The 26,675-nt window shown below is 65.0% G+C and carries 25 protein-coding genes and 1 pseudogene; 13 read left to right on the top strand and 13 right to left on the bottom strand.

Features of this window, described 5'->3' with window-relative positions:
• Positions 1–28: 28 nt before the first annotated feature.
• The 4 genes from ACS13N_RS19440 to ACS13N_RS19425 form a co-directional block, all read right to left on the bottom strand.
• Entirely contained in the window at positions 29–1,117 is a 1,089-nt protein-coding gene (locus ACS13N_RS19440) for a formylglycine-generating enzyme family protein (RefSeq protein ID WP_438933253.1), read from the bottom strand.
• Entirely contained in the window at positions 1,117–3,093 is a 1,977-nt protein-coding gene (locus tag ACS13N_RS19435; protein ID WP_438933252.1) for an arylsulfatase, read from the bottom strand. The genes ACS13N_RS19440 and ACS13N_RS19435 overlap by 1 nt, the downstream gene beginning before the upstream one ends.
• Before the next feature lie 164 nt (positions 3,094–3,257).
• Positions 3,258–4,031, bottom strand: a complete 774-nt coding sequence (locus ACS13N_RS19430; protein WP_438934451.1) for a hypothetical protein — start codon at positions 4,029–4,031, stop codon at positions 3,258–3,260.
• A 52-nt stretch (positions 4,032–4,083) separates the two neighbouring features.
• Positions 4,084–4,674 (bottom strand): hypothetical protein, encoded by a 591-nt coding sequence (locus tag ACS13N_RS19425; RefSeq protein ID WP_438933251.1) that lies wholly within the window; start codon positions 4,672–4,674, stop codon positions 4,084–4,086.
• 286 nt (positions 4,675–4,960) lie between these two features.
• Between ACS13N_RS19425 and flhB the strand changes: the two genes are divergently transcribed.
• The 6 genes from flhB to ACS13N_RS19395 all read left to right on the top strand — a co-directional run bounded on the left by flhB (position 4,961) and on the right by ACS13N_RS19395 (position 12,391).
• Entirely contained in the window at positions 4,961–6,124 is a 1,164-nt protein-coding gene (gene flhB, locus ACS13N_RS19420; protein ID WP_438933250.1) for a flagellar biosynthesis protein FlhB, read from the top strand.
• A complete protein-coding gene (locus ACS13N_RS19415) occupies positions 6,125–6,649 on the top strand; it encodes a hypothetical protein (RefSeq protein ID WP_438933249.1) in 525 nt (174 codons plus the stop codon).
• A 212-nt stretch (positions 6,650–6,861) separates the two neighbouring features.
• Entirely contained in the window at positions 6,862–8,961 is a 2,100-nt protein-coding gene (gene flhA / locus ACS13N_RS19410; RefSeq protein WP_438933248.1) for a flagellar biosynthesis protein FlhA, read from the top strand.
• Positions 8,958–10,814, top strand: a complete 1,857-nt coding sequence (gene flhF, locus ACS13N_RS19405) for a flagellar biosynthesis protein FlhF (RefSeq protein WP_438933247.1) — start codon at positions 8,958–8,960, stop codon at positions 10,812–10,814. The genes flhA and flhF overlap by 4 nt, the downstream gene beginning before the upstream one ends.
• Before the next feature lie 15 nt (positions 10,815–10,829).
• The gene (locus ACS13N_RS19400; protein WP_438933246.1) at positions 10,830–11,621 is read left to right on the top strand and encodes a MinD/ParA family ATP-binding protein; all 792 of its coding nucleotides are present in this window, start codon (positions 10,830–10,832) and stop codon (positions 11,619–11,621) included.
• 8 nt (positions 11,622–11,629) lie between these two features.
• A complete protein-coding gene (locus ACS13N_RS19395) occupies positions 11,630–12,391 on the top strand; it encodes an RNA polymerase sigma factor FliA (RefSeq protein WP_438933245.1) in 762 nt (253 codons plus the stop codon).
• A 35-nt stretch (positions 12,392–12,426) separates the two neighbouring features.
• Here ACS13N_RS19395 and ACS13N_RS19390 read toward each other — a convergent pair whose 3' ends face one another.
• Positions 12,427–13,521 carry an MBL fold metallo-hydrolase gene (locus ACS13N_RS19390; protein WP_438933244.1) on the bottom strand — a complete coding sequence of 365 codons (1,095 nt, stop codon included), beginning with the start codon at positions 13,519–13,521 and terminating at the stop codon, positions 12,427–12,429.
• 154 nt (positions 13,522–13,675) lie between these two features.
• On the opposite strand from ACS13N_RS19390, the gene ACS13N_RS19385 reads away from it, so the two are divergent.
• The 3 genes from ACS13N_RS19385 (at position 13,676) to ACS13N_RS19375 (ending at position 16,837) form a co-directional block, all read left to right on the top strand.
• A complete protein-coding gene (locus ACS13N_RS19385) occupies positions 13,676–14,569 on the top strand; it encodes a hypothetical protein (protein ID WP_438933243.1) in 894 nt (297 codons plus the stop codon).
• Positions 14,570–14,717: 148 nt separating this feature from the next.
• Positions 14,718–16,130, top strand: a complete 1,413-nt coding sequence (locus ACS13N_RS19380) for a nucleobase:cation symporter-2 family protein (protein ID WP_438933242.1) — start codon at positions 14,718–14,720, stop codon at positions 16,128–16,130.
• A gap of 179 nt (positions 16,131–16,309) precedes the next feature.
• On the top strand, positions 16,310–16,837 hold the full coding sequence (locus ACS13N_RS19375) for a hypothetical protein (protein ID WP_438933241.1): 528 nt from the start codon (positions 16,310–16,312) through the stop codon (positions 16,835–16,837).
• Positions 16,838–16,891: 54 nt separating this feature from the next.
• Here ACS13N_RS19375 and ACS13N_RS19370 read toward each other — a convergent pair whose 3' ends face one another.
• Entirely contained in the window at positions 16,892–17,563 is a 672-nt protein-coding gene (locus ACS13N_RS19370) for a cysteine hydrolase family protein (RefSeq protein WP_438933240.1), read from the bottom strand.
• 135 nt (positions 17,564–17,698) lie between these two features.
• Here ACS13N_RS19370 and ACS13N_RS19365 point away from each other — a divergent pair, with 135 nt between their 5' ends.
• Positions 17,699–18,667 carry a GlxA family transcriptional regulator gene (locus ACS13N_RS19365; protein WP_438933239.1) on the top strand — a complete coding sequence of 323 codons (969 nt, stop codon included), beginning with the start codon at positions 17,699–17,701 and terminating at the stop codon, positions 18,665–18,667.
• Positions 18,668–18,685: 18 nt separating this feature from the next.
• On the opposite strand, the gene ACS13N_RS19360 is transcribed toward ACS13N_RS19365, so the two are convergent.
• On the bottom strand, positions 18,686–18,868 hold the full coding sequence (locus tag ACS13N_RS19360) for a glycine zipper 2TM domain-containing protein (protein ID WP_438933238.1): 183 nt from the start codon (positions 18,866–18,868) through the stop codon (positions 18,686–18,688).
• A 195-nt stretch (positions 18,869–19,063) separates the two neighbouring features.
• On the bottom strand, positions 19,064–19,624 hold the full coding sequence (locus ACS13N_RS19355) for a YggT family protein (RefSeq protein ID WP_021192817.1): 561 nt from the start codon (positions 19,622–19,624) through the stop codon (positions 19,064–19,066).
• 191 nt (positions 19,625–19,815) lie between these two features.
• Between ACS13N_RS19355 and ACS13N_RS19350 the strand changes: the two genes are divergently transcribed.
• Positions 19,816–20,391, top strand: coding sequence for a YbhB/YbcL family Raf kinase inhibitor-like protein (locus ACS13N_RS19350; protein ID WP_438933237.1), 576 nt, complete (start codon positions 19,816–19,818; stop codon positions 20,389–20,391).
• 29 nt (positions 20,392–20,420) lie between these two features.
• On the opposite strand, the pseudogene ACS13N_RS19345 reads toward ACS13N_RS19350, so the two are convergent.
• From ACS13N_RS19345 to ACS13N_RS19325, 5 genes and pseudogenes are all read right to left on the bottom strand, one after another.
• Positions 20,421–20,669: pseudogene (locus ACS13N_RS19345) on the bottom strand (DUF971 domain-containing protein); the annotation flags it as partial.
• The gene (locus tag ACS13N_RS19340; protein ID WP_438933236.1) at positions 20,656–21,615 is read right to left on the bottom strand and encodes a HEAT repeat domain-containing protein; all 960 of its coding nucleotides are present in this window, start codon (positions 21,613–21,615) and stop codon (positions 20,656–20,658) included. The pseudogene ACS13N_RS19345 and the gene ACS13N_RS19340, both read right to left, overlap by 14 nt.
• A gap of 7 nt (positions 21,616–21,622) precedes the next feature.
• Positions 21,623–21,868 carry a 4Fe-4S dicluster domain-containing protein gene (locus tag ACS13N_RS19335; protein WP_039598405.1) on the bottom strand — a complete coding sequence of 82 codons (246 nt, stop codon included), beginning with the start codon at positions 21,866–21,868 and terminating at the stop codon, positions 21,623–21,625.
• A gap of 18 nt (positions 21,869–21,886) precedes the next feature.
• Entirely contained in the window at positions 21,887–23,611 is a 1,725-nt protein-coding gene (locus ACS13N_RS19330) for a fumarate reductase/succinate dehydrogenase flavoprotein subunit (protein ID WP_438933235.1), read from the bottom strand.
• A complete protein-coding gene (locus ACS13N_RS19325) occupies positions 23,608–24,414 on the bottom strand; it encodes a GntR family transcriptional regulator (protein WP_438933234.1) in 807 nt (268 codons plus the stop codon). The genes ACS13N_RS19330 and ACS13N_RS19325 overlap by 4 nt, the downstream gene beginning before the upstream one ends.
• Positions 24,415–24,555: 141 nt before the next feature.
• Here ACS13N_RS19325 and ACS13N_RS19320 point away from each other — a divergent pair, with 141 nt between their 5' ends.
• Positions 24,556–25,545 (top strand): bifunctional helix-turn-helix transcriptional regulator/GNAT family N-acetyltransferase, encoded by a 990-nt coding sequence (locus ACS13N_RS19320; protein ID WP_438933233.1) that lies wholly within the window; start codon positions 24,556–24,558, stop codon positions 25,543–25,545.
• Between the two features lie 34 nt (positions 25,546–25,579).
• A complete protein-coding gene (locus tag ACS13N_RS19315) occupies positions 25,580–26,392 on the top strand; it encodes an arylamine N-acetyltransferase family protein (protein WP_438933232.1) in 813 nt (270 codons plus the stop codon).
• The last annotated feature ends 283 nt before the right edge of the window (positions 26,393–26,675 follow it).

Here is a 26,675-nt window from a genome sequence, read left to right as displayed (position 1 = left end):
CGGGCGTTTTCGTTTCCGGAGGCCCTATTCAGTCGCGCAGAATCGTCCGGAACCCGATATGCGCAGCAGGCAGGTCAGCCTCCTGTGCCTCGCGTGCCGAGGCCCGATAGCGCACGCAAAAATCCGGCGAGCACAGGAACGAGCCGCCCTTGATCACCGTTGGCCGGTTCGGCTGGCTGCCATTCGGGCCGAAGCGTTGCGGCTGGTCCAGCGCCGCTACCGCGCGCGTGTCGCCATTGGCGTGCGACTGGTGCGGGCCGGTGTACGCATCGCGCGTCCATTCCCACACGTTGCCGATCATGTCGTACAGCGCGAAGCCGTTGGCGGCATAGCAGCCGACCGGGCCAATGCCGGCGCGGCCATCCTCCGCTGTGTCGAGCACGGGGAAGATGCCCTGCCAGTAGTTGGCACCGGGTTTGCCGTTACCGTCGCGCGGGGCTTTCTCCAGGTCGGCACCGTCCTGCCCCGCCTTGCCGGCGTATTCCCATTCCGCTTCGGTCGGCAGGTCGTGGCCGAGCCAGTGTGCGTAGGCCAACGCATCGGCCTGGGTGACGCGCGTCACGGGCTGGTTGTCGGCATCGACGAGCTTGCTGTCAGGCCCCGTCGGGTGCCGCCAGTCCGCGCCCTTCACCCAGCGCCACCATGCGTACGGGCGCGCCTGCAATTCCGCAGTGTCCGGCACGTGAAAGACCACCGCGCCACCCTGGCGCTCGGCGTCGGTCACGTAGCCGGTGGTGGTTACGAAGGCGGCGAACTGCGCGTTGGTGACTTCCGTCTGGTCGATCCAGAAGCCGCTCACGCGCGTCTTGCTGGCACCCTGGGCGGGGCGCTCGTCCGGGTAGCCGAGCGTTGTGCCAAAGGTGAAGCTGCCGCTGCTCACATGCACCATGCCGGCCCGCGTGTCCTGGCGCCAGCCGGGCGGCAGGCCGGCGTAGCGGCCGCAGGCATCCGCCGTGCCCAGCGGCAGGCGCGGTGCAGTGTGCGCGCTGACCACGTTGGCCGCGCGTGCCGCCATGTTGCCGCCGGCCGGGTGCAGCAGCACGGTGCCGGCTGCTGCCAGCGCCGCGCCCGCCAGCACCCAGCGCACGCGCTTGCGAAGGTTGACGCTGGCACCCATCAGTAGAACCCGCGTGGGCGCAGGGGCTCCACACCGCCGACGCTGTTCATGTACTGCTGCCATTGCTGGTACAGCGTGGCCGCCACATCCGGATACTGCGCAGACACATCGGTGGTCTCGCCGCGGTCCTTCGAGATATCGAAGAGCTGCCAGTGGCCATCCGCCACGCCCAGCGGCGGTTCGGTCCACAGCGCCTTCCAGCGGCCGTCAGCACTGCGCAGGTAGGCGCGGCCGTACGACTCGTCACCGAAGGGCTGCGTGTGGATCGGGCCTGCATCCGCAGATTGCTGGATCGATGCCAGCAGCGACACCCCCGTCACCGGATACACCGCGCGGTTGCCGTATTGCACCTTGCCCTTGTTCTGGTCGACACCGTTGCCATCCACGGCTGGTTGCGCCGGCGTGCTGGGCGGCGCAATGCCGGCCACGGCCAGGAAGGTGGCAGTGTTGTCCGTCACATGCGTGAAGCGCGTGATGGGCGGCAGCGCCTGGGTCTGGCCCGGCAGGCGCACGATGGCCGGCACGGAGACACCGCCTTCGGCTGCATGCCCCTTGACCAGGTTGAACGGCGTGGCGCTCACCTCGGCCCAGCGCAGGCCGTATTGCAGGCGTTGCGCGGCGGACAGACCGTTGTCGGAGCCGAGCTTGGAGTAGACCGGGTCGGTGGCGTTGGCTTCGTCGGTGGCTTTCGGGTCCGCGCCCGAGTCGATCGGCCAGCCTTCAGCGCCGTTGTCCGACTGGAACATGATGAAGGTGTTGTCGTACTCGCCAATGTCCTTCAGGTGCTGGATCAGCAGGCCGATGTTGTAGTCGAGGTTCTCGACCATGCCGGCGTAGATCTCCATGTAGCGCGCCTGCGCCTTGCGCTCCAGTGGCGTGAGGTCGCTCCATTTCTTGTTGACGTAACCGGGGCCGTAGTCGGTATAGCCTTGCGCGGGGCCGTGGTTGGCATTGATGTAGCGCGCGTTGGCCGTGCCGTTGTTGGGCGATGCGGGCGAACGCGTGGTCGTGCCGGGCAGGCCGGCAAACGGCGTGAAATCGGCCGGGATGATACCCAGCGCCTTCTGCCGCGCAATGCGCGCATTGCGGATGGCGTCGTAGCCCGCGTCATAGCGGCCGGCGTACTTGTGCAGCCACGGGTCCGGCACCTGCAGCGGCCAGTGCGGCGAGGTATAGGCCGCATAGGCGAAGAACGGCTTGCCGTCGCCCTTGTGCGAATCGATGTAGCTGATCAGCTTCTGCGTGTAGAAATCCGTCGAATAGAACACCGCCGGGCTGCCGCCGGTGCCGCCCGGTTGTCCCGGCTGGCCGGGTTGCACGTACGCGCCGTCTTCCGTGTAGTTCTTGGCGTTGGCGTTCTCATGCCCGAAGTGGTTGGCGGCCGCGCCCGGCAGCAGCGCGTACGAGCGCTCGAAGCCCCACTGGTCGGGCGTCTTGCCCAGGTTGGCCGCGCTGCCCGGAATGCCGTTGCCCAGGTGCCACTTGCCGGCCATGTAGGTGTGATACCCGCCGTCCTTGAGCAGTTGCGCGACCGACAGCGAGCGGTCGTTCAGATAGCCCTCGTAGCCCGGCAGCCCTGCGCGTTCGTCATTGGGCGCGCCCATCGTGCCTTCGCCGACGAGGTGGTGATCGGTGCCCGAGATGAGCATCGCGCGCGTGATGGCGCAGACGGTGCCGGCATGGTGGTTGGTCAGCAGCCGGCCCGACTGCACGAGCGCATCGAGGTTGGGCGTGTCGATCTCCCCGCCCATGGCGTGGATGTCGGAATAGCCGAGGTCGTCGGCCATGATGTAGAGGATGTTGGGCTTGCGCGCGGGTGTCGTGGGCGTGCTGCTGTCGGTTGCGCTGGCCGACGACGTGGTGGGCGGTGAATCGCTGCCGCACGCAGTGAGTGTGGCAATGGCGCCGGCAAGCAGCGCCGCCAGCGCGCGTTGGCGCAGGGGCAAAGCAGAGGAGTTGGCTCGATCGGGTGACATGACGGTTGGTCCGTTCTGGTCTGAAAAGAACGGGTCATGCTATGGATGCACCCGGTATAAGGCGACGAAGTTTTCCGCAGGTCGATATGACGCGGTAAGCGTCTTGTTGCTGCGGTGCGGGCGTGCGGCGCGATTACGAACCGCACGTCCGTTCAGTCCTGCGTTCAGTTGCGCGCCTGCTGCGATACCTGCTGCAGGATCTGCCCCGCCGCGCTGTAGCTCGTGTTCATGTAGATCTTCGCGAACGAGTGGCCCAGCACGTCCGACAGCGGGTGCCAGCCGAGCGAGTAGTTGGCGGGCAGCACCGTCTGCACCAGGCTCAATGCGCCGATCACCGTATCCGAGTGCGAGGTCAGGTAGGTCGACCCCGGCAGTTGATAACGCGCCGCATTGCCCACGTTGACCGCGCTGATCTTGCCCTGCGCTTGGTCCGGCCCCGTCACCAGCAGGTTGATCTCGAAGTTGGTGTACAGCGTGCCTTGCGAATGGCCGACCAGCACCACCTTGCGCTGCGCCTTCAGATAGTTGCGGTACTGGTTCAGGTGGTCCGGCAGTTCGGGGATGTCGTTCTTCGTAAGGAGGTCGATGTACTTCTGCTGGAGTGCCGCGTTCATGCCGCCGGCCGGCAGGCTGTTGCCGTCGATGGCGCGCCAGAAGTCGGCCGGGCTCGAGCCTTCCACGCTCTTCTGCTTGAACACCTGGTAGATGTCGCTCAGGGCGCCTTGCGTGGCGTTGTAGGCGTTGCCGTAGACGTAGGTGTTGTTCTTGTCGCGCGCGTTGAGCTGGGTCTTGAGCACCTGCAGGCTGGCCACCGCATCATCGAACGTGTTGTTGATGCCGTTGACGAACACGATGGCAGACCCTGGGGCAGCCGAGATGGCACTCAGGGGCGCGGCGAGCAGCGAACCGGCGAGCACGGTGGTGGCAAGTCTCTTCATCTTCTTCATGCAGCAGTCTCCTTGGTGGCGTGGGCGAAGTCAGGCGGGAAACTCAGTTCGGCAGCGTGGCCGGGTCAAAGCTGCACGAGGCGGCGCTGGGGTCGTCGAAGTACTGGCCGCCGGCCAACGCCTGGAAGCGCAGATAGGCCGTTGTGTCGCTGTCGTTGTCGAGCATGACGGCGCGCGCGGCCTTGATGCGGTCGAGCATCGTCTGCTGGTCGACGCCGGTCCTGGCCAGCACGCCCGGGCCCAGCGCGCAGGCGATGCCCCGAGCGATGTCGTTGCCTGCCAGCTTGGCATCCTGCGGGCCGCGCACATCGTTGACGGCCTCGCTCCAGCCGTAGGCGATCTGCGTGAGGGCCTGGCGCGTGGCGGCGGAGTTGGGGTACTCGCGGGCGAGGTAATCGGTAAAGCGGGGAGGCAGCGGGCGCTCGGGCGGCGGCGGTGGCTTGTAGGCGGGGGCGGCCTGGCGTGGTGGCACGCCGGCGGGTGTCGGGGCGGGGGAGGTGGGCGTGGCCGCAGCAGCTTGTCTTGATGGATCGGCGGGCGTGGCGTCCGCCGCATCGGCCGAAAACAGCCGTACCCCTGCAAACACCAGGACTGCCGTCGCCAGGATGGCCCCGGCCTTGACCTGCCACCGCATATCCCCTCCTGCATGACGAGGCTGGACTGCCCGACGTACGACGCGCAGCGGGTACGGCGAGTACCGCAGCGCATGTGACTGCGGCGCATGGTAGTGGCCGGTGGAGGGTGTTTTGTTAAGCCAGTGTTATCAAGCGGTTGTTTTGAGACTTTGGCGGTTGGGCGGGGCATTCGGGCGGGTCATTCCACGGAAAAAGCCTGCCTGAGGCGGTTTTCTCCACGCTTTAGCAGGCGCGTGGTGCCGGAATAATGCGAGCGTCTAGTCATCCATCTCTCGCACGCCCGGCATGTCCGACGATAGCGATCTCGAAAAAACCGAACCCGCCTCTCCGAGGCGCCTCGAGCAGGCGCGCGAAGAAGGCGACGTTCCCAAATCACGGGAACTGGGTTCGTTCGCCCTGCTGGCCGTCAGCGCCGGCGGGCTGTGGGTGATGGGCGATTCGATCGTGCGCGCAGCGTCGTCGTTTCTGGCGCGCTGCCTGGAGTTCCACCGCTACGACTACACCCGGGCGCAGGACCAGTGGACCTACATCGGGGCGCAGTTCACGCCGCTGGCCATGGTGCTGGGCGGGTTGATCCTCATGCTGATCCTGGCCGCGCTCACGCCGCTGGCAATGACGCGCGGGGCGATTTCGTTCAAGCCGCTGGAGCCGGACATCTCGCGCCTGTTCAAGCTGCAGGGCCTGACGCGCATGTTCTCGGTGGAAGGGCTGCTGGAGCTGCCCCGGCTGCTGCTCAAGCTGGCGCTGGTGGGCGGCGTCGCCTGGGGGCTGATCGTGCACTACCGGGGCGAGTTCATGGAGCTGCCCCAGCAGGACCTGCGCGCCGCCATGGGCGACGTCATGCACGTGGCCGGCGTGGCGTTCCTCTGCATGGCCGCGGTGATGCTGCTGGTGGCCGCCGTGGATGTGCCGCTGGCGCTGTGGCAATACGCCCGCAAGCACCGCATGACCAAGGAAGAGGTGCGCAAGGAGCACCGCGAGTCGGAAGGCGACCCGCACCTCAAAGGCCGCATCCGCGCCATGCAGCGCCAGGCGGCCCAGCGCCGCATGATGGCCGACGTGCCCAAGGCCGACGTGATCGTCACCAACCCGACGCACTACGCCGTGGCGCTGCGCTATTCCGAAAAGGAGGGCGGCGCACCGCGCGTGCTGGCCAAGGGCGCCGATCTGGTGGCGGCCAAGATCCGCGAGCTGGGCACCGAGCACAAGATCCCCATCCTGGAGGCGCCGCCGCTGGCCCGTGCGCTGTACCGCCATACCGAGATCGGCCATCAGATTCCCGAGGCGCTTTACGCTGCCGTGGCGGAAGTCCTGGCCTACGTCTATCAGCTGCGCCGCCTGCATCAGGTGGGCGGCCGTGCCCCTGTGCGCCCGACCGACCTGCCGGTGCCCGCCGATATGGACCCGGGGCCGCAACCCGGCCCGGAAGATGAAGAGGAGCTGGATTAAATGACGCAGAGCGCGCGTGCACCGTGGATGTTGGCAGCCAGTGATTTGAAGAAAGATGCTCTGTTTTTTGTGACAGTGGGGTTCATTTGCGGACTGATTCAGCTTCTTGGTTACCGTTATTTTGACAAGGCGAACTGGGGGGCTGATTTACTTCAAGAGCACATTGCATTCCAATCGTTGTTGCTCTTGGTCGCATTCCTGTGGCTTGCCAAAGGGTTGACTGAATGGACGTGCTCAACGCGAGAGCTGAAGCTGACGCGCGTTAGAGCGCTCATTGGTCACATCGCGGGGCGAACCGTGGCATTCGCGTCAGTCGCGGCATTTGTCGTAGCAGGATTTGCGATTGTTACCGGGTTGTCTGGCGCATATTTTCATGCCGGCGTGTTTTTGGTCTTCTGTGTTTATCTTGTCTCTTTCGCGGAGATTGCGGCAAATCCCTGGCTCCGTTCGGGCCAGTCTCGGCTCTACCGGGTCGCCCTAGTTATCGTCATCTGTGTTCCCGTTGGTGCGCGCTTATTCGCATGACGGTGGTGGGAGGGACATGTTTTGTCAGTGTGCCTGCCACCCTGGCCCCCTGAGGCGGCGCCATATGCTGCTTCCACACCCCCCGCTGGGAGGGTATTTCAAAGAAAAGCCGCCTTTTGGGCGGCTTTCTCGCTTCTTCGATTTGGCGTCTCCCCCGGCAAGATGGCATCCATCGAAAAGCCCCCCGCAGCCCCCAGCAGATCCCCACGACGATGAACGCCGCACTGCTCCGAGTCTCCAGCTTCCTGCGCCAGGGCGACTACCGCTCCGCCGCCGGCCCGGTGCTGATCATCCTGATCCTGGCGATGATGGTGCTGCCGCTGCCGCCGTTCATCCTCGACCTGCTGTTCACGTTCAACATCGCACTGTCGATCATCGTGCTGCTGATCAGCATGCACACACTGCGGCCGCTGGATTTCTCGTCGTTCCCCAGCATTCTGCTGATCACCACGCTGATGCGGCTGTCGCTCAACGTGGCCTCCACCCGCGTGGTGCTGATGGAAGGCCACACCGGCCCGGATGCGGCCGGCAAGGTGATCGAGGCGTTCGGCCACTTCCTGGTGGGCGGCAACTACACCGTCGGCATCGTGCTGTTCGTCATCCTGGTGATCATCAACTTCATGGTGATCAGCAAAGGTGCGGGCCGGATTGCCGAGGTCAGCGCGCGCTTCACGCTGGATGCGATGCCCGGCAAGCAGATGGCGATCGACGCCGATCTGAACGCCGGCCTGATCCGTGAAGACGAAGCCCGCAAGCGCCGCACCACGATCGCCCAGGAAGCCGAGTTCTTCGGCTCCATGGACGGTGCCAGCAAGTTCGTGCGTGGCGACTCGGTAGCGGGGATTGCCATTCTGCTGATCAACATCATCGGCGGCCTGGCCGTGGGCGTGCTCCAGCACAACATGGACATCGGCCACGCCGCCACCAACTACACGCTGCTGACCATCGGCGACGGCCTGGTTGCGCAGATTCCCGCGCTGGTGATCTCCACCGCGGCGGGCATCATGGTCAGCCGCGTGTCCACCGACAAGGACGTCGGCCAGCAACTGTCGAGCGAGCTGTTTGCCATGCCGATGGTGCTGATGACCACGGCGGGCGTGCTCGGTCTGCTGGGCCTGGTGCCGGGCATGCCGCACATCCCGTTCATCCTGTTTGGCGGCGGTCTGGGCTACCTGGGCTGGTATTTGAAGAAGCGCCGCGAGATTCCCGAGCCGGAACCGGTGCTGCAGGCCATCGCCCCCGTCGACACGCCCGAAGCAAGCTGGGACGACGTCTCCTGGGTTGACGTGCTGGGCCTGGAGATCGGCTACCGCCTGATCCCGCTGGTCGATAAGAGCCAGGACGGCGAGCTGCTGCGCCGCATCAAGGGCATCCGCAAGAAATTCACGCAGGACATGGGCTTCCTGGCGCCGGTTGTGCACATTCGCGACAACCTGGAGCTGGGCCCGTCGTCGTACCGCATCACGCTCAAGGGCGTGGAAATCGGGCAGGGCGAGGTGCAGCAGGGCAAGTTCCTGGCCATCAACCCGGGTGGTCAGGACGGACGCGTGGGCACGCAACTGCCGGGCATTCCCACCGTGGACCCGACCTTTGGCCTGCCAGCTATGTGGATCACCGCCGATGTGCGCGATCGCGCTCAGGCCGAGGGTTATACCGTGGTCGACTGCAGCACGGTCATCGCCACCCACGTCAATCAGTTGATTTACACCCATAGCACCGAGCTTCTCGGCCGTTTGGAAGTGCAGCAGTTGCTCGATCATTTGGCCAAGGAAGCACCGAAGCTGGTCGAAGACGTTGTGCCCAAGCTGTTGCCCGTCGCGACCGTGCAGAAGGTGCTGCAGAACCTGCTGGACGAAGGCCTGCACATCCGCGACATCCGCACCATCGTCGAGACGCTGGCGGAGCACGGGGGCAGGACGCAAGACCCCGCCGAACTCACCGCCGCCGTGCGGATCGCGCTGGGCCGGGCGATTGCCCAGCACCTGTTCCCGACCAAGAACGAAATGCAGGTCGTCACGCTCGACCCGAATCTGGAGAACATCTTGCTGCAAAGCATCGTTGGCGCGCATGGTGGCGCGCCCGGCCCGATCGAACCGCAACTGGCCGACTCGCTCATGCAAGCGGCTGCGGATTCGTCGCGCCAATACGAACAGATGGGCCAGACGGGCGTCCTGCTCGTGCCGCCCGCGCTGCGCCCCATGCTGGCCCGCTTGTTCAAGCGCGCCGCACCCAGCCTGCGCGTGCTGTCACACGCTGAAATTCCAGATCACCGAACGATTAAGGTTGTCGCCATGCTTGGAGGCCGCGCATGAAAATGCATCGATTCACCGGACTGACGTCGCGCGACGTGTTGCGTAAAGTGCGCGACCAGTTGGGCGACGACGCGCTGATCCTCTCGAACCGCGCCGTGCCGGGCGGCATCGAGGTCATCGCCGCCTCCGATACGCACCTGGATGCGCTGGTCGATACGCACTCGACCGCACCGAAGGCCGCACAACGCCGCCCGAGCATGCCGGCTCCGATTCCCGAGCCCGCACCGGTGGCCGAGGCAGCAGCTCAGGCACCCGCCGAGCCGCAAATGCAAGCTGTGGCCCAGGCCGAAGCCTCGGCCGCACCGAATGCACTGGCCCGTCTGCGCAACCGCTTTACCGCCGCGCGCCGCGCTGCCGTGCAAGCCCCGGTGCAGGAAGACGCGCTGGCTGAGCCGGCCGCCGGCCGCAAGCTGCAAGCCCGCGTGGATGACGACGTGGAGCTCGGTACATCGGAAACGCTGCTGGGTGTGGACCCGCTGGTGGCCTCCACCCGCATGCTGGCAGGCCTGTCGCTGGAGCGCGCCAACGAAGATGCCGCCCAGACGCTGGCCAGCACGGCCCAGTTCATCGCCCGCCGCACCGTGGTGCCGGAAGACGAACCCGTCGAGCAGATCAAGCGCCCGGCCGCCCGCCGTGAGCACGATGAGCAGCCGACCACGCTGCGCTCGTTTGCTGAGCGCGTGGAAGCCCAAGCGCGTGCAGCCCGCGCCGCCGAGCAGCAGATTGCCCGCCCGCAACCGCAAGTTGAGTCCGCCAAGCCGGCCGACATCTTCGTCCGCATGGAGGATTCGATGGCCAAACCTGACGCTCCGCGCGAAGACGTGAGCCTGCAGCGCTCGGCCATCCAAGCCGACATGAAAGAGAGCATTCGGGCCGAAACCGACGCGATGACCCGCCGCATGGTCAGCGAGATCGACGTGCTCAAGAGCACGCTGAACGACGCCATGTCGAGCCTGGCTTCGCTGGGTGTGAAGCTGGGCGATCCGGTGCGCACGCGCCTGTTCCAGACCATGCTGAACGCGGGTTTCTCGGCACAGCTCACGCGCTACGTGCTGGAGAACATGCCGCAGCACGACACGTATGAAGGTGCGCTGGATTTCGTGCAGCGCGCCATTGAAAAGAACCTGACCACCGTGTCGGATGAAAACAGCCTGCTCGACCAGGGCGGCGTGTTTGCCCTGATGGGCCCGACCGGTGTGGGCAAGACCACCACGACCGCCAAGCTGGCTGCGCGCTTCGTGCTGCGCCATGGCGCATCGCGCGTGGCGCTGCTCTCGACCGACAGCTACCGGATCGGCGGCCACGAACAACTGCGCATCTACGGCAAGATCCTGGGCGTCTCGGTGCATGCCGTGAAAGACGCGCAAGACCTGAGCCTGGCGCTGAACGATCTGCGCGAGAAGCACGTCGTGCTGATCGACACCATCGGCATGAGCCAGCGTGACCGCGCGGTGTCCGAACAGATGGCGATGCTGCACGCCGTGGGCCCGTCCATCAAACGCCTGCTGCTGCTGAATGCCGCGAGCAACGGCAAGACGCTCGATGAAGTGGTGGGCGCCTACCGCGATGCCAACCTGGCTGGCTGCATCCTGACCAAGATCGACGAGGCCGCCTCGGTGGGCCACGCGATGGACGTGATGATCCGCCGCCGCCTGCCGCTGCACTACGTGTCGTACGGCCAGCGTGTGCCGGAGGACATTGCAGTACCGAACAAGAAGCTGCTGATCCACCGCAGCTTCCGTGCAAGTGCCGAGCAATCGTCGTTCGCGCTGGATTCGGATGAATCGCTGCTGGTGGCGCAAGGCGCCGCACGCGGCCGCGAACCGGGCCTGGCCGCTTTCGATTTCGCATAACAAAGAGGGGCGACCATGACGACCCCATTCGCCAAGGATCAGGCCGCCGGACTGCGCCGCATGCTCGGCCAGGTGGCCAGCCGCCGCGTGCTGGTGATCGGTGCAGAAGAGCAGATCGACGACTTTGTCGACAACCTGCGCATTGCGTTGTCAGCCATGGGTCGCGACGCTGCCGTGGTGAGTGCCCAGACCATGCTGGCGGTGGCCGGCATGCTTGAGCAGCACGACGACAGCGCCGACGTCACCCTGGTGGCCGCGCATTTCGGCAGCCGTGCGCTGGGTACGGTGGCCGAAGCCTGCGATGACGTGCTGCTGGTGTTCTCCGATGGCCCGGAAGGGATCAAGAGCGCGTACACGCTGCTCAAGAAAACCGCGGGGCTGCAGGGTGGTGCTGGTATCCGCACGGTGGTCTGCGGCGCGCATTCGGTCGACTCCGCCGTACGCGTGTTCGGCAACCTGGCCAACACGGTGGGTCAGTACCTGAACACCCGCATCGACTTTGCCGGTTATCTGCCGGAAGACCGGCACGTAGAACTGGCGCTCTCGCTCGGCAAGCCCGTGGCGAGCGCGTTTCCCGCATCGCCTTCGGCCATGGCCTTCCGCCAGCTTGCCGAAGAGATGCTGAGCTGGGCCAGCGCCGAGGCCCAGGCCGCAGATGGCACCGACAGTGCTGTGGCATCGCGGGTGATGGTATCGGCGCAAGAACCGACTCAGGCTGCGCCGGATGCGGCGGCCCATGAGGCGGCACAAACAACGTCGATCCTGACGCCCCGCGCCACCGCGCGCGCGGCCGAGATGGTTTATTGAGGCGCACCATGAACGAAGCGCCAAAGGCAGGCATGGATATGTACACCGCAACCGGTCGCAAGACCAAGTCCGACGAGATGGCGACGTACGCACCGCTGGTGCGCCGCATTGCCAACCAGATGATGGTGAAGCTGCCGGCCAGCGTCGAACTCGACGATCTGATCCAGGCCGGCATGATGGGCTTGCTCGATGCGCTGTCGCGTTATGAAGAAACGCAGGGCGTGCAGTTCGAGTTCTATGCGGCCCAGCGTATCCGTGGTGCCATCCTCGATGAGCTGCGTGGCTCCGACTGGCTGCCGCGCGGCCTGCGCCGCAACGCCCGCACGATCGAGCAGGCGATCCAGAAGCTGCAGCAGCAAAAGGGCCGCGCGCCAACCGAAACCGAGATTGCCACCGCGCTGGGCATGTCGCTGGCCGACTACCAGAAGCAACTGGTCGACCTGCAAGGCAGCCAGCTCCTGTACTACGAAGATTTCGACCGCGAAGACGCCGACGCCTTCATCGAGAACCGCGCCGCCGAGAACGATTCCACGCCGCTGGACCAGTTGCTGGACCACGACCTGCGCGAATCGGTGGTGGCCGCCATCGAGGGCCTGCCCGAGCGCGAGAAGCTCATGATGAGCCTCTACTACGAGCAGGATCTGAACCTGCGTGAGATCGGCGCCGTGATGGGCGTGTCGGAATCGCGCGTGTGCCAGATCCACAGCCAGGCCATCGCACGCATCCGCGCCCGTCTGCGTGACCGTGCATGGCTGCCGACACCGACCTGATGCCGGCTTAGTCCGTAGCGTTACCTGCCAGAGTTTTACTGCGCGGCTAGCGAGTCATCTCGCGGCCGCGATTTTTCTTTGGGCAATGCGGTGACGAGGCGTTGCGTCGCGGCATCCCACACGCGTGTCTCGCCATGCTTGAAAAGGGCGAAGCGCTCTGCGGGCACATCGGCGGCCTTCAATGCATGGGCCAGATCGGCGATGGGCTGGTCGAGCGGTTCGTCCGTCAGCGCGAACGTGCCCCAGTGGATGCCCACCGCCTGCCGCGCGCCGACGTCATGCATGACCTGCACCGCCTCGGTGGGGTCGATGTGCTGGGCCTTCATGAACCAGCGCGGCTCGTAGGCGCCCACGGCAATCGCGGCCACATCAAAGTGGCCGAAGCGTGTGCCGATGTCGCGCGTGTCCTGCGAATACCCCAGATCGCCCGAGAACCAGAAGCGCAGGCGCGGATGCAGCAATGCCCAACTGCCCCATAGGGTCTGGTTGCGGTCGTACAGGCCGCGTGCGGACCAATGCTGCACGGCGCAGAAGTGCGCGGTGAAGGGGCCGAAGTTGGCCTCGTCGTCCCAGTCGAAGGCGCGTACGTTGGCGCTCATGTTGCCCCCCTCACCCGTGAGGCGCGTGCCCCGCACGTTGCGCGCGAACCAGTGGTCGATGCCCAGCGGTACGAAAAACATCGGTGCACCGCCCGGCTGGCGCATCAGCGCACGCACGCTCGCTTTGTCCAGATGGTCGTAGTGGTTGTGCGAGATCAGCACCAGGTCGATATGCGGCAGTTGCTTGAGTGACAGGCCCGGCGGCTGGTGCCGGCGCGGGCCGGTAAACGACAGCGGCGAGGCGCGCTCGGAGAACACCGGGTCGGTCAGCACGTTCAGCCCGTCAATCTGCAGCAGCAGCGTTTCATGCCCGATCCAGGTGAGCTGCGGCACGTCGGGCGGCTGGTGTACCGCGCTCAGGTTGGGTGCAATGCAGGAGAGGTCCAGCGTGGGCGGCTTGGGGAGCCCGGCCTTGCGGCGCTCACGTTGCCATTTCCAGAAGTCACCGCCGGGGCGCGGGTGAGGGTAGCGGTTGCGGAAGCCGTCCGGCGTGTGGTGGGGCTTGGCCGGATCGTAGTGAGGGTTCTTCATGGCATCGCTGGGGATGGACGAGTCCCGCACTTGAGGGAGCCCGCTTGAATATCAAGGAATATCAAGTTGTGTTGTTTCTTGAACATCGGGTTGGGCGCTGCCTAGGCTGAAACCGCCTCGCTGAGGCGCACTGCGAAGCACATTCCGCTACGGAGTGCGGCAGTCAAACCTTCCTCAAGGACCACCATGGATTCAATTCACCACTTGGCCGGGCAAACCGACGTTACGGACGCGCACGACGCGCCTAAAAAAGGGGACCGCCCACAATTTGACAGGTTGTCAGGAACCGCAGGTATGCGGGCAGCCAATCCTGCTGGCCGATGCCCGGGTTGCCACGTTTTCCACAGAATCATTGCCTGCCTATCGTAGTGCGCCACCTCGCTTCATGCTGGGCAACGGGGCACGACAGATCAGCGGCAGCGCCGCATGGCTGGCGCAATTGCCCTCGGGCGCCATCGTCGGCATCAACGACTACCGGCTGGTTGGCGACGCCGCCGAGCTGGCCGATCTTCACCACCACCGCGGTTACATGCATGGGCGCTGGACGCGCGGCACAGTGCGCTTTGGTGCGCAAACGTTAGCGGTGGGCGGCAACGCCGGGGACTACCACTACGCCGTGATCGATCAGGCCGATTTGACGCTGCGCCAGCAGACGGTGCTCGGGTGTCGCGGCATATTCACGACGCCCACCGTGGTAGGCGGATGCGGGCCGGTCGGCCGCGTGAGCGGTACGTTGGACATGATCTGGAAGGACGGCACCCTGCGCCTGATTGGCAATCTGGAGGTGCTGGCCAATGGAAACCGCGTGAATTTGTCGATCCGGCACTATCAACCCGACATTGGTGCCACCAACCACGGTGGCAGCCCGTTTGGGAGCACCACTTACCATCTCACGCCCGTGGTGGCCGAAAACGGCATGCTGCGATGTGTCGTCCTATACCGCGTGCGGCTCGATTCCGGGGTGATCTACCAGGGCGTGGCGATGTTCGAAGCGCACACGCATTTCGGAACGCAAAATATGTACACAAAAGACGGTATGAATTGTTGACATAATCCGGGCTGCGATCCAAGATGCCGGCAAATGTGTGACATCACGTCACGCAAATGTCGGCAGACGGTGGCTGTGCACCCGGCCTGCCGATGCACACCAGGCACGCCTCCGGCACGTACACGGGGGCGGCTTCAGGAGACAAGACATGCGCCAATCCCCCGGCCAACCCTCGCCGTCATCCTCGACCTGCGTCGATCCTGTCAACGAACGCCTGCCGCTGCCGCGCCTGTTTGCGCTTGGCCTGCAGCACCTGCTGGTGATGTACGCCGGTGCGATCGCCGTGCCGCTGATTGTTGGCAATGCACTCGGCCTGTCGAAGAGCGATCTCTCGTATCTCGTCAATTGCGACCTGTTTGCAGCCGGTATCGGCACGCTCATCCAGTCGCTCGGCTTCCTGATCTTCGGGATCCGGCTGCCGGTGATGATGGGGGTGACCTTTGCCGCCGTGGCACCGATGATCGCCATTGGTGTGGAGCCCGGCATGGGGCTGCCCGGCATTTTCGGGGCGTCCATTGTCTCGGGTGTGTTCGGCATTGCCATTGCACCGCTGATGGGCCGGCTGCTGGGCCTGTTCCCACGTGTAGTGACGGGCACGGTCATTATGCTGATCGGCTTTTCGCTGCTGAGCGTGGGCATCAACTGGGCCGCCGGTGGCCAACAGATGATTCCGCAGGTGGTGGACGGTGTGAAGCACATGGTGCCGAACCCCGCCTTTGGCGATCCGTTCGGCTTGGCCATCGCCGCGCTGGTGCTGGTGACGATCCTGCTGCTGACCAAGTTCGGCAATGCGCTGCTGTGCAATATCGCCGTGCTGCTGGGCATCGTGATCGGCACGCTGGTGGCCGCCGCCTTCGGCAAGGTGTCGCTGGCCGATGCGAGCGCCGCGCCGCTGATGACGTTGGTGACGCCGTTCCACTTTGGCATGCCCAAGTTCGAGCTGTCGGCCATCATCTCGATGTGCATCGTGATCGTGATCACGCTGGTGGAGTCGACCGGCATGTTCCTCGCGCTGTCGCTCGTGGTGGGCAAGCCGATCTCGCGCAATGAACTGACGAATGGTCTGCGCGCCGATGGCCTGGCGACGGTCGTGGCCGGTGTGTTCAACACGTTCCCGCATACGTCGTTCTCGCAGAACATCGGGCTGGTGTCGATCACGGGCGTGCGTTCGCGCTACGTGGCGGCGGCCGGCGGTCTGCTGCTGATCGTGCTGGGGCTGTTCCCGAAGCTGTCGTACGTGGTGGCCTCGGTGCCGCAGTACGTGCTGGGCGGCGCGGGGTTGGTGATGTTCGGCATGGTGGCCGCGGCCGGTATCCGCATGCTGGGCATGGTGGATTTCCAGCAGCAGCGCCATAACCTGCTGATCATTGCCGTGTCGGTGGGTTTTGGCATGGTGCCGACGCTGGCGCCGGCCTTCTTCCACCACTTCCCGGAATGGACGCACCCGATTACCCACAGCGGTATCGTTCTGGGCACGCTGGTGGCGGTGGTGCTCAACGCGTGGTTCAACGGTATCCGTGGTTCGCACGAGGTGATGAGCGGGGCCGCCGCAGCGCACTGAGTAGCGCAACCCGCATCCATGCAACACCCCGCTTCAGGCGGGGTGTTTTGCTTTGGCGACATCAATCTGAGCGCAAGCGTTTGCTTATCGATTTCACAGTGCCAGCTGCGCAGTTTCACGGTTCTGCAAATTAAACGCCTTAGGTTGTCCCCAATCTTCGGGGGGAAGAGGGGGGACCTATGCAAGGGCTATCTGCACGATTCGAAAAAACAGACGCGGGGCGCCGTGAAATCGCCACGCGCAACGGCGCGCTCAGCCGCTCAAGCCGCGCGCTGCTCATCATGGTGGATGGCCTGGTCACGGGCGAGGATCTTGCCGTGCGTGCCAGCCAGTTGGGTCTGCAAGCGCAGGCCGTGTTCGATCTGGTACAGGCGGGCTTCATTCAGAGCGCAGCGGATATGGCCGGCGAGCCAGCCTTTGTTCAGGTTGAACCGCAGCCCGAGGCGGCCAAGCCCGTAGCCGCCAACCGCAAGCGCTCGCTGGCCGCTGCGCGCATGTATCTGATGGACATTGCCGCACGCACCTTCAGCTCGGCAGAGCATCCGATTCGCCAGCGGCTGGTTGAGGCGACGGATCGCGCCTCGGTGGAGGGCGCGTTTGAAGCGTTGATGGCCGCCCTGCGTGAAGCCACATCGGCGTCGATGGTGGAGCAGGTCGAGGTGTCCTTCCGCGGTTTCCTGCCTGCCGAAGAGGGCGCACCAGGCTGAACGAAAACACCCCGCGCAAGGCGAGGTGTTGGCCTTGGTGAAAACGCCGCGCGATCAGGCTGCCTTCTGCGCCACTTCATCCTTGAGCAGACCACGCGCCCGCTGATTGGACTTGTAGATGTTGTCGCGCACCGGCGCTGCGCCGGTCTTCACGCTGTGCACCCAGTCCTGGGTCGACATCACCGCTGCAAAGCGCGATTGCAGCACCACGCTGAACACGCGATGGATCTCTTCCGCGCTCGCGAAACCCGCCTGGTTCTGATACGGCACGGCGCCCGACGCATCGTGCAGAAACTCCACTGCCGTACCGTTATGCAGCGCGTGGTTGATGGTCGACGCATCGCAGTTGTGGGTCATGTAGCCGACCACGGTGAGCGTGTCGATGCCGCGCGCTTCCAGCCATTGCGCCAGGTCGGTCTCCGGATACGCGCTGGGCAGCAGCTTGCGCAGGTAGTGGTCGTGCGGGCGCGCGGCCACCACCGGATGCAGCTGCCAGCCATCGGTATCGATGGCAAACAGCGGTGAGCTGGCGGGCGAGGTCTGCTGCACGATGATCACCGGAATACCCGCCTCGCGCGCCGTATCCATGGCGACGCCGACATTGGCGACGGTCTGCTGCGGGTCCGGATACTCGATCGGCAGGCCGCCGGTGAAGTACTCGTTCTGCACATCGATGACGATCAGGGCGCGCTTCGGGGTAACGGCAGGGATGGTGTTGGCAGTCATGGCAAGACTCCTCAGGATGGTTGGATCGGGCATTTGCGTGAGCCCGTGGACAGCATCTTCGTGCATGGCTATCCTTCTCGATAGTGGCCCGAAAGACATTCATCGATGAAATTGGGCCAAGTGTGCGGAGCCTCCATGCAACCCCAGGAAATCGCCGTTCTGGCCTTCAACGACATCAGCCCGTTTCACCTTTCGGTGCCGTGTCTGGTATTCGAAGACCGCATCTGGGCGGGGCTGCCTGCCTACAACCTGCGTATCTGTGCGGGTGAGCCAACCAGAAACGGCGGCCTGCGCACCACGGCCGGGTTTGCCGTGCAGACCGACCTGACGCTGGAAGACGCCGCCCGCGCGGACGTGCTGATCGTGCCGTCCTGGCGCGACACGCAAGAGCGCCCGCCCGCACCCATGGTGAATGCCGTGTGCGCTGCATACGAGCGTGGCGCCACGGTGGTCGGTCTGTGCCTGGGGGCGTTCGTGCTGGCGGAGGCGGGTGTGCTCGATGGCCGCGAGGCGACCACGCACTGGAGCGCGGTCGATGCGTTCTCACAGCGCTATCCGCGCGTGAAGCTGGTGCCCGATGTGCTGTATCTGGATGCCGATGATGGCCGGCTGGTGACATCCGCCGGCACCGCTGCGGGGCTGGATTGCTGTCTGCATCTGGTGCGTCGCTGGCATGGTGCAGAGGTGGCGAATCGCATTGCGCGGCGGCTGGTGGTGGCGCCGCATCGGCAGGGCGGGCAGGCGCAATATATTGAGCAACCGCTGCACGACGCGCCGGGCGGGGACCGTCTATCCGATCTGCTGAACTGGGCGGTCGCCAACCTGGCCGAGCCGCATACGCTCGACTCGCTGGCAGAACGTGCCGCCATGAGTCGCCGCAATTTCACGCGGCGCTTTCGTGAACTGACGGGGGCGACCGTCGGCCAATGGTTGCTCGGCCAGCGCCTGGCCTATGCGCAGCGCATGCTGGAAACCACGCGCCAGCCGGTGGAAGCGATTGCGCAACTGGCGGGCTTTGGCAGCGCGGTGTCGCTGCGCCAGCATTTCAGCCGTGCGTATCACACCTCGCCCAGCGCGTATCGCGCACTGTTCGCGCAAACCTGAAAGGGGGAAGGCTGGGTCTTACTGGCCAAGCTCGTGGCCGATGATGGCGCCGGCGGCTGCACCGCCGATCGTGCCTGCCGGGCTGTGCGTCAGTTCATGGCCCGCCACGCCGCCGGCCACTGCGCCGCCAAGCGTGCATGCAGACAGCACGGGCATCAGCGCAACAACCATCGAAACCAGCACTGTTTTCCATGTGTTCATCTGTGCTCTCCTGATAGGACCGGCGCAGTACGTACACCGGCACCTTCAGTCGAGCAAGGCGCGTGCCGCGCTCAGAACCTGTTCACGATCCGTAGTGAGCGGTCCGAGGTTGGCGCGAGAAACGCAACCGTACACGTGTACGGTGAGCATCGCAGGGTCAAGATCGGGCCGCGCAGTAGGATTGTGAATAGGTTCTCACATGAACAGCGGCGAGAGTGACAGATGCGACAGCGCGATCACCAATACCTGCGCAATCACCAGCAGGATCAGCGGAGAGAGATCCAGCCGACCGCCCAGCGGTGGCACCACACGGCGGATCGGGCGCAGCAGTGGGTCGACCAGCGTATTGAGCACCGCGCCCATGGGCGATGCCGGGCCCATCCACGACAGGATGGCCGATGCAATGGTCACCCACACCAGCACGTTGAATGCCCACTTGAGCACCGTGAACAGCGCTGCCACAAAGCCCCACGGCAGGAGCGCCATCGGGCTCACGCCCACGGAAGCCAGCAGCAGGAACAGATACACAAGCGCGGTGGCATAGGCCGCCACCAGCGACGACCAATCGATATAGCCCGTGGCCGGAATCACCCGGCGCAGCGGATGCACCAGCCAACCCGTCAACTGAAAGATGGCCTGCGACAGCGGATTGCGCGGTGACAGTCGCACCGCTTGCGTCCAGGCGCGTATCAGCAGCGCTGCGCCAAAGAGCGAGAAGATCGTGTCGAGCAGAAAACGCGTGATGTCGCCGAACATGCGTCCGGGTCTCCTATGGTCAAGTGAAGCCAAAAACAGCGGGGCGAAGGTGGATCGCCAGGGCGCGGTATTGTCGCATGGGACCCTGACGGCAAGCTGCCTGTGGTGATGTGTCGCGCGCGGCAGGCGTTGTCATGGGCCTTGGCGTATCGTGGTGGCGCATTCCACCCAAGGCCCAAGGAGACCCCCCCGTGAAACCACGATTGCTCCGCACGTTGTTCAGCGCTGTGCTGTTTGTGCTTGCAAGCCTGCCGGCCGTGTTGCAAGCGCAGGCGCAGTCAGGTGTCTTCACCATCCAGTCGCCAGCGTTTGCCGACAACGGCGTGATGGACCGCAAGTACGCCGGCAAGAACCCCGCCAACCCGAATTGCACGGGCGACAACGTTTCGCCGCCGCTGGCGTGGTCCGACGTGCCCGCCGGCACCAATAGCCTGGCATTGATCGTGAGCGACCCGCAGGGAGGCGGTGGCCTGGGCGTGAACCACTGGATGGCCTACGGCATTCCCGCGACGCAGACCGGGTTGCACGAAGGCGCCGGCACGGGCGATGCCCTGCGCATGGGGCAGAACACCCTCGGCAAGCCGGCGTACCTGGGGCCGTGTCCGCCCAAGGGCAGCGGCATGCACCACTACGTGTTCTTGCTGATCGCCACTGATCTCGCGCCAGACGCGTTGCCGAACGGCCTGACGCGCGCCGAGCTGGAAGCCGCCATCAAGGGGCACACCAAAGGCGCCACTGCGTGGATCGGCCGCTTCGGCAACTTCTGATGGTCCGCCAGCGATGCGAGATACGTCCACGGGAAGATGCCGCGCGCGTGGCCATCGCTGAAGATGAGTTGCACGCCATAGCCAGCAGGTTTGATGTGGGTGACGCGCACGCTGTGCGGAACATCGACCTGCCCGCCTTGCCGTTGCACTGCCTGGCATTCAGCGCAGCGGCACGCGCGCCGCAACGCGGCGTGGTCGATCGAGATAGCGGTATCCGCCCAGGCCACATGCAGTTGGCCCTGGGCGATGTCGTTGTCGATCTGCTCAGGCGCGCGCACGAAGGCTCCCGAGCTGCGCCAGCGCAATCCGCACGGCTTTGACGACTTCCGGATCGCCGTCGGACTCAGCGGCGTGCAGCGCGGGTAGCGCACTGGCGCTGCCGATGTCACCCAGCGCCAGCGCAGCCTCCTTGCGCAGATTGCTGATCGGGTGCACGAGCAAGGCGGCAAGGATGTCGACGGCGTGCGTGGCGCGCCAGCGGCCCAGCGCTCGGGCGGCTTGCAGGCGGACTTGCCAGTAGTCATCGGCGAGCGCTTCACCCAATGCGTGGGTGGCATCGGCGTCAGGTGCCAATGCGCGCAGCTTGCCGAGCGTGGCGGCCGCTTCCTCGCGCACACGCCAGACTGGGTCGCCCAGCGCATCCAGCAGTGCGGGCAAGACGGACGCATCGGTTGCCAGGCCCAGCGCACCGGCGGCTGCGCGGCGCACTTCTGCATCGGTATCGCTGCGCGCGCGTTCTGCCAATGCCGGCAGGGCAGCCATCTGCTTGCGCCAGCCCAGTACCGTGACGGCTTCGCGGCGCACGGCGGCATCCACGTCTTGCAGCGCGGCCAGCGCCGGGGCTTCTGCCTCGGGCACGCGCAACTCTCGCAGGCCGCGCAGCGCGGCGGCGCGCACGAAGGCGCTGGCGTGCGCAACGTAGGGCAGCAGAGCGGGTGCAGATTCGGGCTGCTTCAACTCGGCCAGGCCCAGCGCCGCCGCTTCACGCACGGCCGTATCGGCGTCTTCCAGCGCACGCGCCAGCGCGGCCACGGTGTCCGGTTGTTCCCATGTTGCAAGGACGCGCGCGGCTTCAAGCCGCACATCGGGTGATGGGTCGTCCGCCAGCAGCGCAATCACCTCGGGCAGTGCGTCGGCGTCTTCTTCATCGGCAAGCTGCAAGAGGGCGACGCGGCGTGTGGCAGCATCGGCGTCGTGCAGACGGGTCAGGGTTGTTGTCGTCATCGGAGTCTCAACGCAGCAGATAGGGGATGTCGACCTTCACCGCGCCGGTCGGGCAGTCCTGCTCGCAGGGCATGCAGTACCAGCACTCGTCGAACTGCATGAAGGCTTTGCCCTTGGTCAGGTCAATGGCGAGCAGGTCGAGCGGGCACACATCAACGCACACCGTGCAGCCCTTGTCGGCAATGCACTTGGCTTCATCAATGGTGACGGGCGCGCTGCTGCGCGAGGCGATGTCGTGGGGGGTGAATGGCATGGCGATCGCTCCTCAATCTCATGCGGCTTGTGGGATGCGCAGGTGTGCGTACGAATCCGTACTGTGCACATCAACGGGAATGACATAAGGCTCAACGGCCTGCTTGCGGCTGGTCATGGCGCCATGCGCGTCTTTGTAGAGGCGCGTGTGGCAGAACCAGTTGGCGTCGTCGCGCTCGGGGTAGTCCACGCGGTGGTGGTAGAGGCCCCAGCGGCTTTCTGTGCGGAAGAGCGAGGCGCGCGCGGCCATCTCTGCGCAGTCGCGGATGAAGCTGACTTCCATCGCGCGCATCAACTCGTGCGGGTTGCGTGCGTGCAGGTGCGTGATGTCTTCGGCAATCTCGTCGAAACGGCGCAGGCCGATCTCCATCTTGCGCGTGACCTTGGGCGGCTGCAGGTAGTCGTTCACCATGCGGCGCAGCTTGTATTCCACCTGTGCGGGGGCCAGGCCGTGGTCACGTTGCAGTGGCGCAAAGATGCGTTCGCGCTCGCGGGCGATCTGCGCATCGTCGATACGCACATCGTCTTGCTTGCCGGCGATGTAGTCCGCAGCGTTCTGCCCGGCAAACCAGCCGTACGTGAATGCCCCCAGCATGTAGTTGTGCGGCACGGCGGCCATGTCGCCGGCGGAGTAGAGACCGGGCACAGTGGTCTCGGCACGCGCGTTGACGTACACGCCCGATGCACTGTGCCCGCTGCAGAAGCCGATCTCCGAGATGTGCATCTCCACCATCTGCGTGCGGTAGTCGGTGCCGCGCCCGGCGTGGAAGCGGCCGCGGCTTGGGCGCTCGTTGGTGTGCAGGATGGTCTCGATGGTCTGGATGGTTTCTTCGGCCAGGTGGTCGAGCTTGAGGAACACCGGCCCCTTGCCGCCCTGTAGTTCCTGATAGAACTCCCACATCATCTGGCCGCTCCAGTAGTCGCACTGGATGAAGCGCTCGCCGCGTGCGTTGGCGGTGAAGCCGCCCAGCGGGCCGGTCACGTAGGCGCAGGCAGGGCCGTTGTAGTCTTTGATGAGCGGGTTGATCTGGAAGCATTCCAGGTTGGCGAGTTCCGCACCGGCGTGATACGCCATCGCATAGCCGTCGCCTGCGTTGGTGGGGTTCTCGTACGTGCCCATGAGGTAACCCGATGACGGCAAACCAAGCCGCCCGGCCGCGCCGCAACTCAGCACCACGGCCTTCGCGCGCACCACCAGGAAATCTGCAGTCCGGCAATCGAAGCCGAGCACGCCGCACGCCGCGCCATCGGTGTCCGTCAGCACGCGCGTGACGACGATGCGGTTGGTGATCTCTACCCGCGCGCGCTTGAGCTGTCGATACAGGACTTTCTTGATGTCGTGCCCTTCCGGCATCGGCAGCACGTAGCTGCCCATGTGGTGCACCTTCTTGACGGCGTAGTCGCCCGTCTCATCCTTCTCGAACTTCACGCCCCAGCGGTCGAGCTGTTCGATGGTGGCAAAGCTGTGCTGCGCATAGGCATACACGGCGGACTGATCGACGATGCCGTCATTGGCCAGCGTGATCTCGCGCGTGTACTGCTCGGGCGTGGCATGGCCGGGAATGACCGCGTTGTTCAGCCCGTCCATCCCCATTGAGATCGCGCCGCTGCGCTTCACATGGGCCTTGTCGATCAGCAGCACGCGCAATGCGGGGTTGCGCTCTTTGGCCTTGATGGCAGCCATTGGGCCGGCAGTGCCGCCGCCCACGATGACGAGGTCGTACTCCAGTTCTTGCGTGTTCATACGGTGCCTTGCGAGGGGAGAATGGATTGCGCGCGCGCTGCCACTTGCCGGTCCAGCCGCAGCCGGTACTGGAAGGCATCGCCGCGGAAATAGAGGCGTTCAAAGTCGATGGGGTTGCCGTGCGCGTCGTGCGTCAGGCGTTCTACGCGCAGGATGGGCGCGCCTGCACCCACGTCGAGAGCCGCCGCTGTGGCGTGGTCCGCCAGTGCCGCATCAATGGCCAGCGTGGCGTGGCCGAGCTGCACGCCAGCGTCCTGTTCCAGCACGAGAAACACATCGCGCGTTGCCAGATCTGCGCGGGCTACTACACGCCCAAGCGTTTCCGGCAACCACGTCACTTCCAGCGACACCGGTACGCGATCGAGCAACCGCACGCGGTGCAATTCGATAACCGGTGTGCCGGGGGCAAGCTGCAGCGCCTGCGCCACGTCGACTGGTGCGGGCACCGTTTCCAGCCGCAGCACGCGGTTGTGGATGCTGTGGCCCTGTGCAGACATCGCCTCCGCAAAGCCCTGCAGCGCCGTCACGTTCTGGAAGGCCTTGGGTTGGCTGACAAACGTGCCCTTGCCGTGGCGGCGGAAGACCAGCCCTTCGTTCTGCAGATCGGCCAATGCCTGGCGCACGGTGATGCGGCTGGCGCTGAATTGCTCGCACAGCGCAGCTTCGGACGGCAGCAGCGTATCGGGCGCAGCTTGCCCACTAAGGATGCGCTCGCGCAGCGCGCCCTTGATCCGCTCATAGAGCGGCGGCGCGTGCAGGCGGGGAGAGCGTGAGGCGGTCGTCATCTGGTGCGAACTCGTCATAACAAGTGCGTCCAGTCTAAAAAGACGACGTTGGCAGGGGAACGAAGCTTTTTCGATATGGTTCTGCGGTTTTCTTTGATGCTTGAAAAGGTTGCGCTGCGCAACTATATTGGTTGCTCTGTGCAACTTGTTGGGGCTGGCATGGACTTCATCGAGGCACCCGCCCAATCGCGGGAGCAGACCATCCGTGAGCTGCGCGAGGTGTCGCGCAAGCTTGTTCGCGAACTCGGCTTCATGCGCAATACGCTGGCCGAGAGCGATCTCGCGCCCTCGGCGGTGCATGCGGTGCTGGAGATTGCCGGGGCGCCCGGCATCCCCGCGCGTGACTTGGCCGAGCTGTTGCGGCTGGACAAGTCGAGCACCAGCCGCCAGGTCACGCGGCTGGAATCCGCCGGGCTGATCGAGCGCCGCACCTCTAGCGACGATGCCCGCTCTTCTAAGTTGTACCTGACCAAGGCCGGCCAGCAATTGCGCCGCAAGATCGACGCGTTTGCGTCGGACCAGGTCTCCAACGCGCTGCGCCACCTCACCCCGGAGGATCAACAGCGATTGGTGACATCACTATCGCAATACGTCAGCGCGCTGGCCGATGACAACGACCACAAGCCGCAGCAAGGCGCCGCAGATGCCGCAGATGCCGGCCCACAGATCGTGCAAGGCTACGTGCCCGGCTGCATTGGCGACATTGCCAGCCTGCATGGCCGGTTCTATGCCCAGCACTGGGGGTTCGGCGTGTTCTTCGAGCGCAGGGTCGCAACGGAGCTGGCCACGTTTGCGGCCGCGCTGCCTGACGACAACAAGGCGTTGTGGCTATGCGTGGAGAACGGCCGCTGCCTGGCTTCGCTGGCGATGGACGGCAACCCGCACTACCACGCTGCGCACCTGCGGTGGTTCATCGTCGACGATGCCTTGCGCGGCACCGGCATTGGGCGCGAACTCATGTCGCGCGCCATGCGCTTTGCCGACGCGCGTTTTGATGAAACCTATCTCGATACCTTCAAGGGCTTGGATGCGGCCCGCCACCTCTACGAGTCGTTCGGCTTTGTGCTCACGCGGGAAGAAGAAGGTACGCAGTGGGGTAGCACCGTGACGGAACAGCAATTCCGCCGCCGCTCGAAAGCTCGTGCATAGTCATGCCTTCGGTCATTTCGCAAGGACGTTGCACGTGACACCTTCCATTGATCTGGACGCGTACTTCAAGCGCATCGAATGGGGCGGCGATGTCCGCCCCAGCTACGACACCTTGGCCGGGTTGCTGCGCGCCCACATGCAGCACATCCCGTTTGAGAACCTGGATGTGCTGCTTGGGCGCGGCATTCGTATCGACCTCGACAGCATCCAGAACAAGCTCGTGCGTGCACGCCGCGGTGGCTACTGCTTTGAGCATTCGACGCTGTTTGCCGCGGTGTTGGAGCAGCTCGGCTTTCAGCCGGTCCGCCAGTTGGCGCGGGTGACTGTGTTGAGACCCCGCACCGAGATGGCCCGCACGCACATGTTCCTGACCGTGCCGCTGGAGGCGGGCACGTTTGTGGTCGACGCCGGATTTGGCGCGCTGGCGCCGCGCGTGCCGGTGCCGCTGGAAGAGGGCGTGCCGGCCACGATCGACAGCGAAACCCATTGGATGGTGCGCGACGCAAACCGCTGGAGTCTGCGCGCGCAAGTGGGCGACAAACCGCCCGTTGATGCCTGGGTGTCGACGTTGGAGGAGGAAGGTCCGGCCGATTTTGAAATGGGGAACCACTTCACGGCAACGTATCCGGCATCACCGTTCCGCAATCAGATCTTGCTGCGTGCGTTGACGAAAGACGGGCGCGTCTCCGTGTTGAACCGCAACGTCACCATCGTGCGTGCAGGCACGTCGCACAAGATCGAATTGGCCGACCGCACTGCGTTGCGCACGCTGCTTGCAGACCACTTTGGGTTTGATCTGCCGGAGGTCGAGCAGCTTCGCGTGCCCGACATTCCGGAGTGGACCTGATCGACGTCATTCCGCTCCGGCAGCCGTGTACGGCAGGTGCGGTTGTTCATGGGGTTGAAGGAGGTGGTGAGCCGGACGGAGGTGGTGGTGTGACTGCGCGCTCCGGCCTTGTTGCCTCGGTCTCGTAAAGCAAGCCGTATTCGCCGCTCGTTCGCTGGATGCGTGCGAAACCGGGTTCCCCCAAATGCATGCTGAGCGAAGCCCGAGGCTTGGCGCCTGAACGCAGCGTCTGACGTCTGTCCTGCGCTGGCTCGACGGGGCTGCCATGCGCCAATGAAAACGG

The sequence above is a fragment of the Ralstonia sp. 24A2 genome, assembly GCF_051783885.1.
GTDB lineage: Bacteria > Pseudomonadota > Gammaproteobacteria > Burkholderiales > Burkholderiaceae > Ralstonia.
This window is presented reverse-complemented; position numbering and strand designations above follow the sequence as displayed.

Bases quoted from the DNA above. Each gene is read 5' to 3' on its own strand.
- ACS13N_RS19440 (WP_438933253.1), bottom strand. From the start codon at position 1,117: ATGGGTGCCAGCGTCAACCTTCGCAAGCGCGTGCGCTGGGTGCTGGCG.
- ACS13N_RS19435 (WP_438933252.1), bottom strand. From the start codon at position 3,093: ATGTCACCCGATCGAGCCAACTCCTCTGCTTTGCCCCTGCGCCAACGC.
- ACS13N_RS19430 (WP_438934451.1), bottom strand. From the start codon at position 4,031: ATGAAGAGACTTGCCACCACCGTGCTCGCCGGTTCGCTGCTCGCCGCG.
- ACS13N_RS19425 (WP_438933251.1), bottom strand. From the start codon at position 4,674: ATGCGGTGGCAGGTCAAGGCCGGGGCCATCCTGGCGACGGCAGTCCTG.
- flhB (WP_438933250.1), top strand. From the start codon at position 4,961: ATGTCCGACGATAGCGATCTCGAAAAAACCGAACCCGCCTCTCCGAGG.
- ACS13N_RS19415 (WP_438933249.1), top strand. From the start codon at position 6,125: ATGACGCAGAGCGCGCGTGCACCGTGGATGTTGGCAGCCAGTGATTTG.
- flhA (WP_438933248.1), top strand. From the start codon at position 6,862: ATGAACGCCGCACTGCTCCGAGTCTCCAGCTTCCTGCGCCAGGGCGAC.
- flhF (WP_438933247.1), top strand. From the start codon at position 8,958: ATGAAAATGCATCGATTCACCGGACTGACGTCGCGCGACGTGTTGCGT.
- ACS13N_RS19400 (WP_438933246.1), top strand. From the start codon at position 10,830: ATGACGACCCCATTCGCCAAGGATCAGGCCGCCGGACTGCGCCGCATG.
- ACS13N_RS19395 (WP_438933245.1), top strand. From the start codon at position 11,630: ATGAACGAAGCGCCAAAGGCAGGCATGGATATGTACACCGCAACCGGT.
- ACS13N_RS19390 (WP_438933244.1), bottom strand. From the start codon at position 13,521: ATGAAGAACCCTCACTACGATCCGGCCAAGCCCCACCACACGCCGGAC.
- ACS13N_RS19380 (WP_438933242.1), top strand. From the start codon at position 14,718: ATGCGCCAATCCCCCGGCCAACCCTCGCCGTCATCCTCGACCTGCGTC.
- ACS13N_RS19375 (WP_438933241.1), top strand. From the start codon at position 16,310: ATGCAAGGGCTATCTGCACGATTCGAAAAAACAGACGCGGGGCGCCGT.
- ACS13N_RS19370 (WP_438933240.1), bottom strand. From the start codon at position 17,563: ATGACTGCCAACACCATCCCTGCCGTTACCCCGAAGCGCGCCCTGATC.
- ACS13N_RS19365 (WP_438933239.1), top strand. From the start codon at position 17,699: ATGCAACCCCAGGAAATCGCCGTTCTGGCCTTCAACGACATCAGCCCG.
- ACS13N_RS19360 (WP_438933238.1), bottom strand. From the start codon at position 18,868: ATGAACACATGGAAAACAGTGCTGGTTTCGATGGTTGTTGCGCTGATG.
- ACS13N_RS19355 (WP_021192817.1), bottom strand. From the start codon at position 19,624: ATGTTCGGCGACATCACGCGTTTTCTGCTCGACACGATCTTCTCGCTC.
- ACS13N_RS19340 (WP_438933236.1), bottom strand. From the start codon at position 21,615: ATGACGACAACAACCCTGACCCGTCTGCACGACGCCGATGCTGCCACA.
- ACS13N_RS19335 (WP_039598405.1), bottom strand. From the start codon at position 21,868: ATGCCATTCACCCCCCACGACATCGCCTCGCGCAGCAGCGCGCCCGTC.
- ACS13N_RS19330 (WP_438933235.1), bottom strand. From the start codon at position 23,611: ATGAACACGCAAGAACTGGAGTACGACCTCGTCATCGTGGGCGGCGGC.
- ACS13N_RS19325 (WP_438933234.1), bottom strand. From the start codon at position 24,414: ATGACGAGTTCGCACCAGATGACGACCGCCTCACGCTCTCCCCGCCTG.
- ACS13N_RS19320 (WP_438933233.1), top strand. From the start codon at position 24,556: ATGGACTTCATCGAGGCACCCGCCCAATCGCGGGAGCAGACCATCCGT.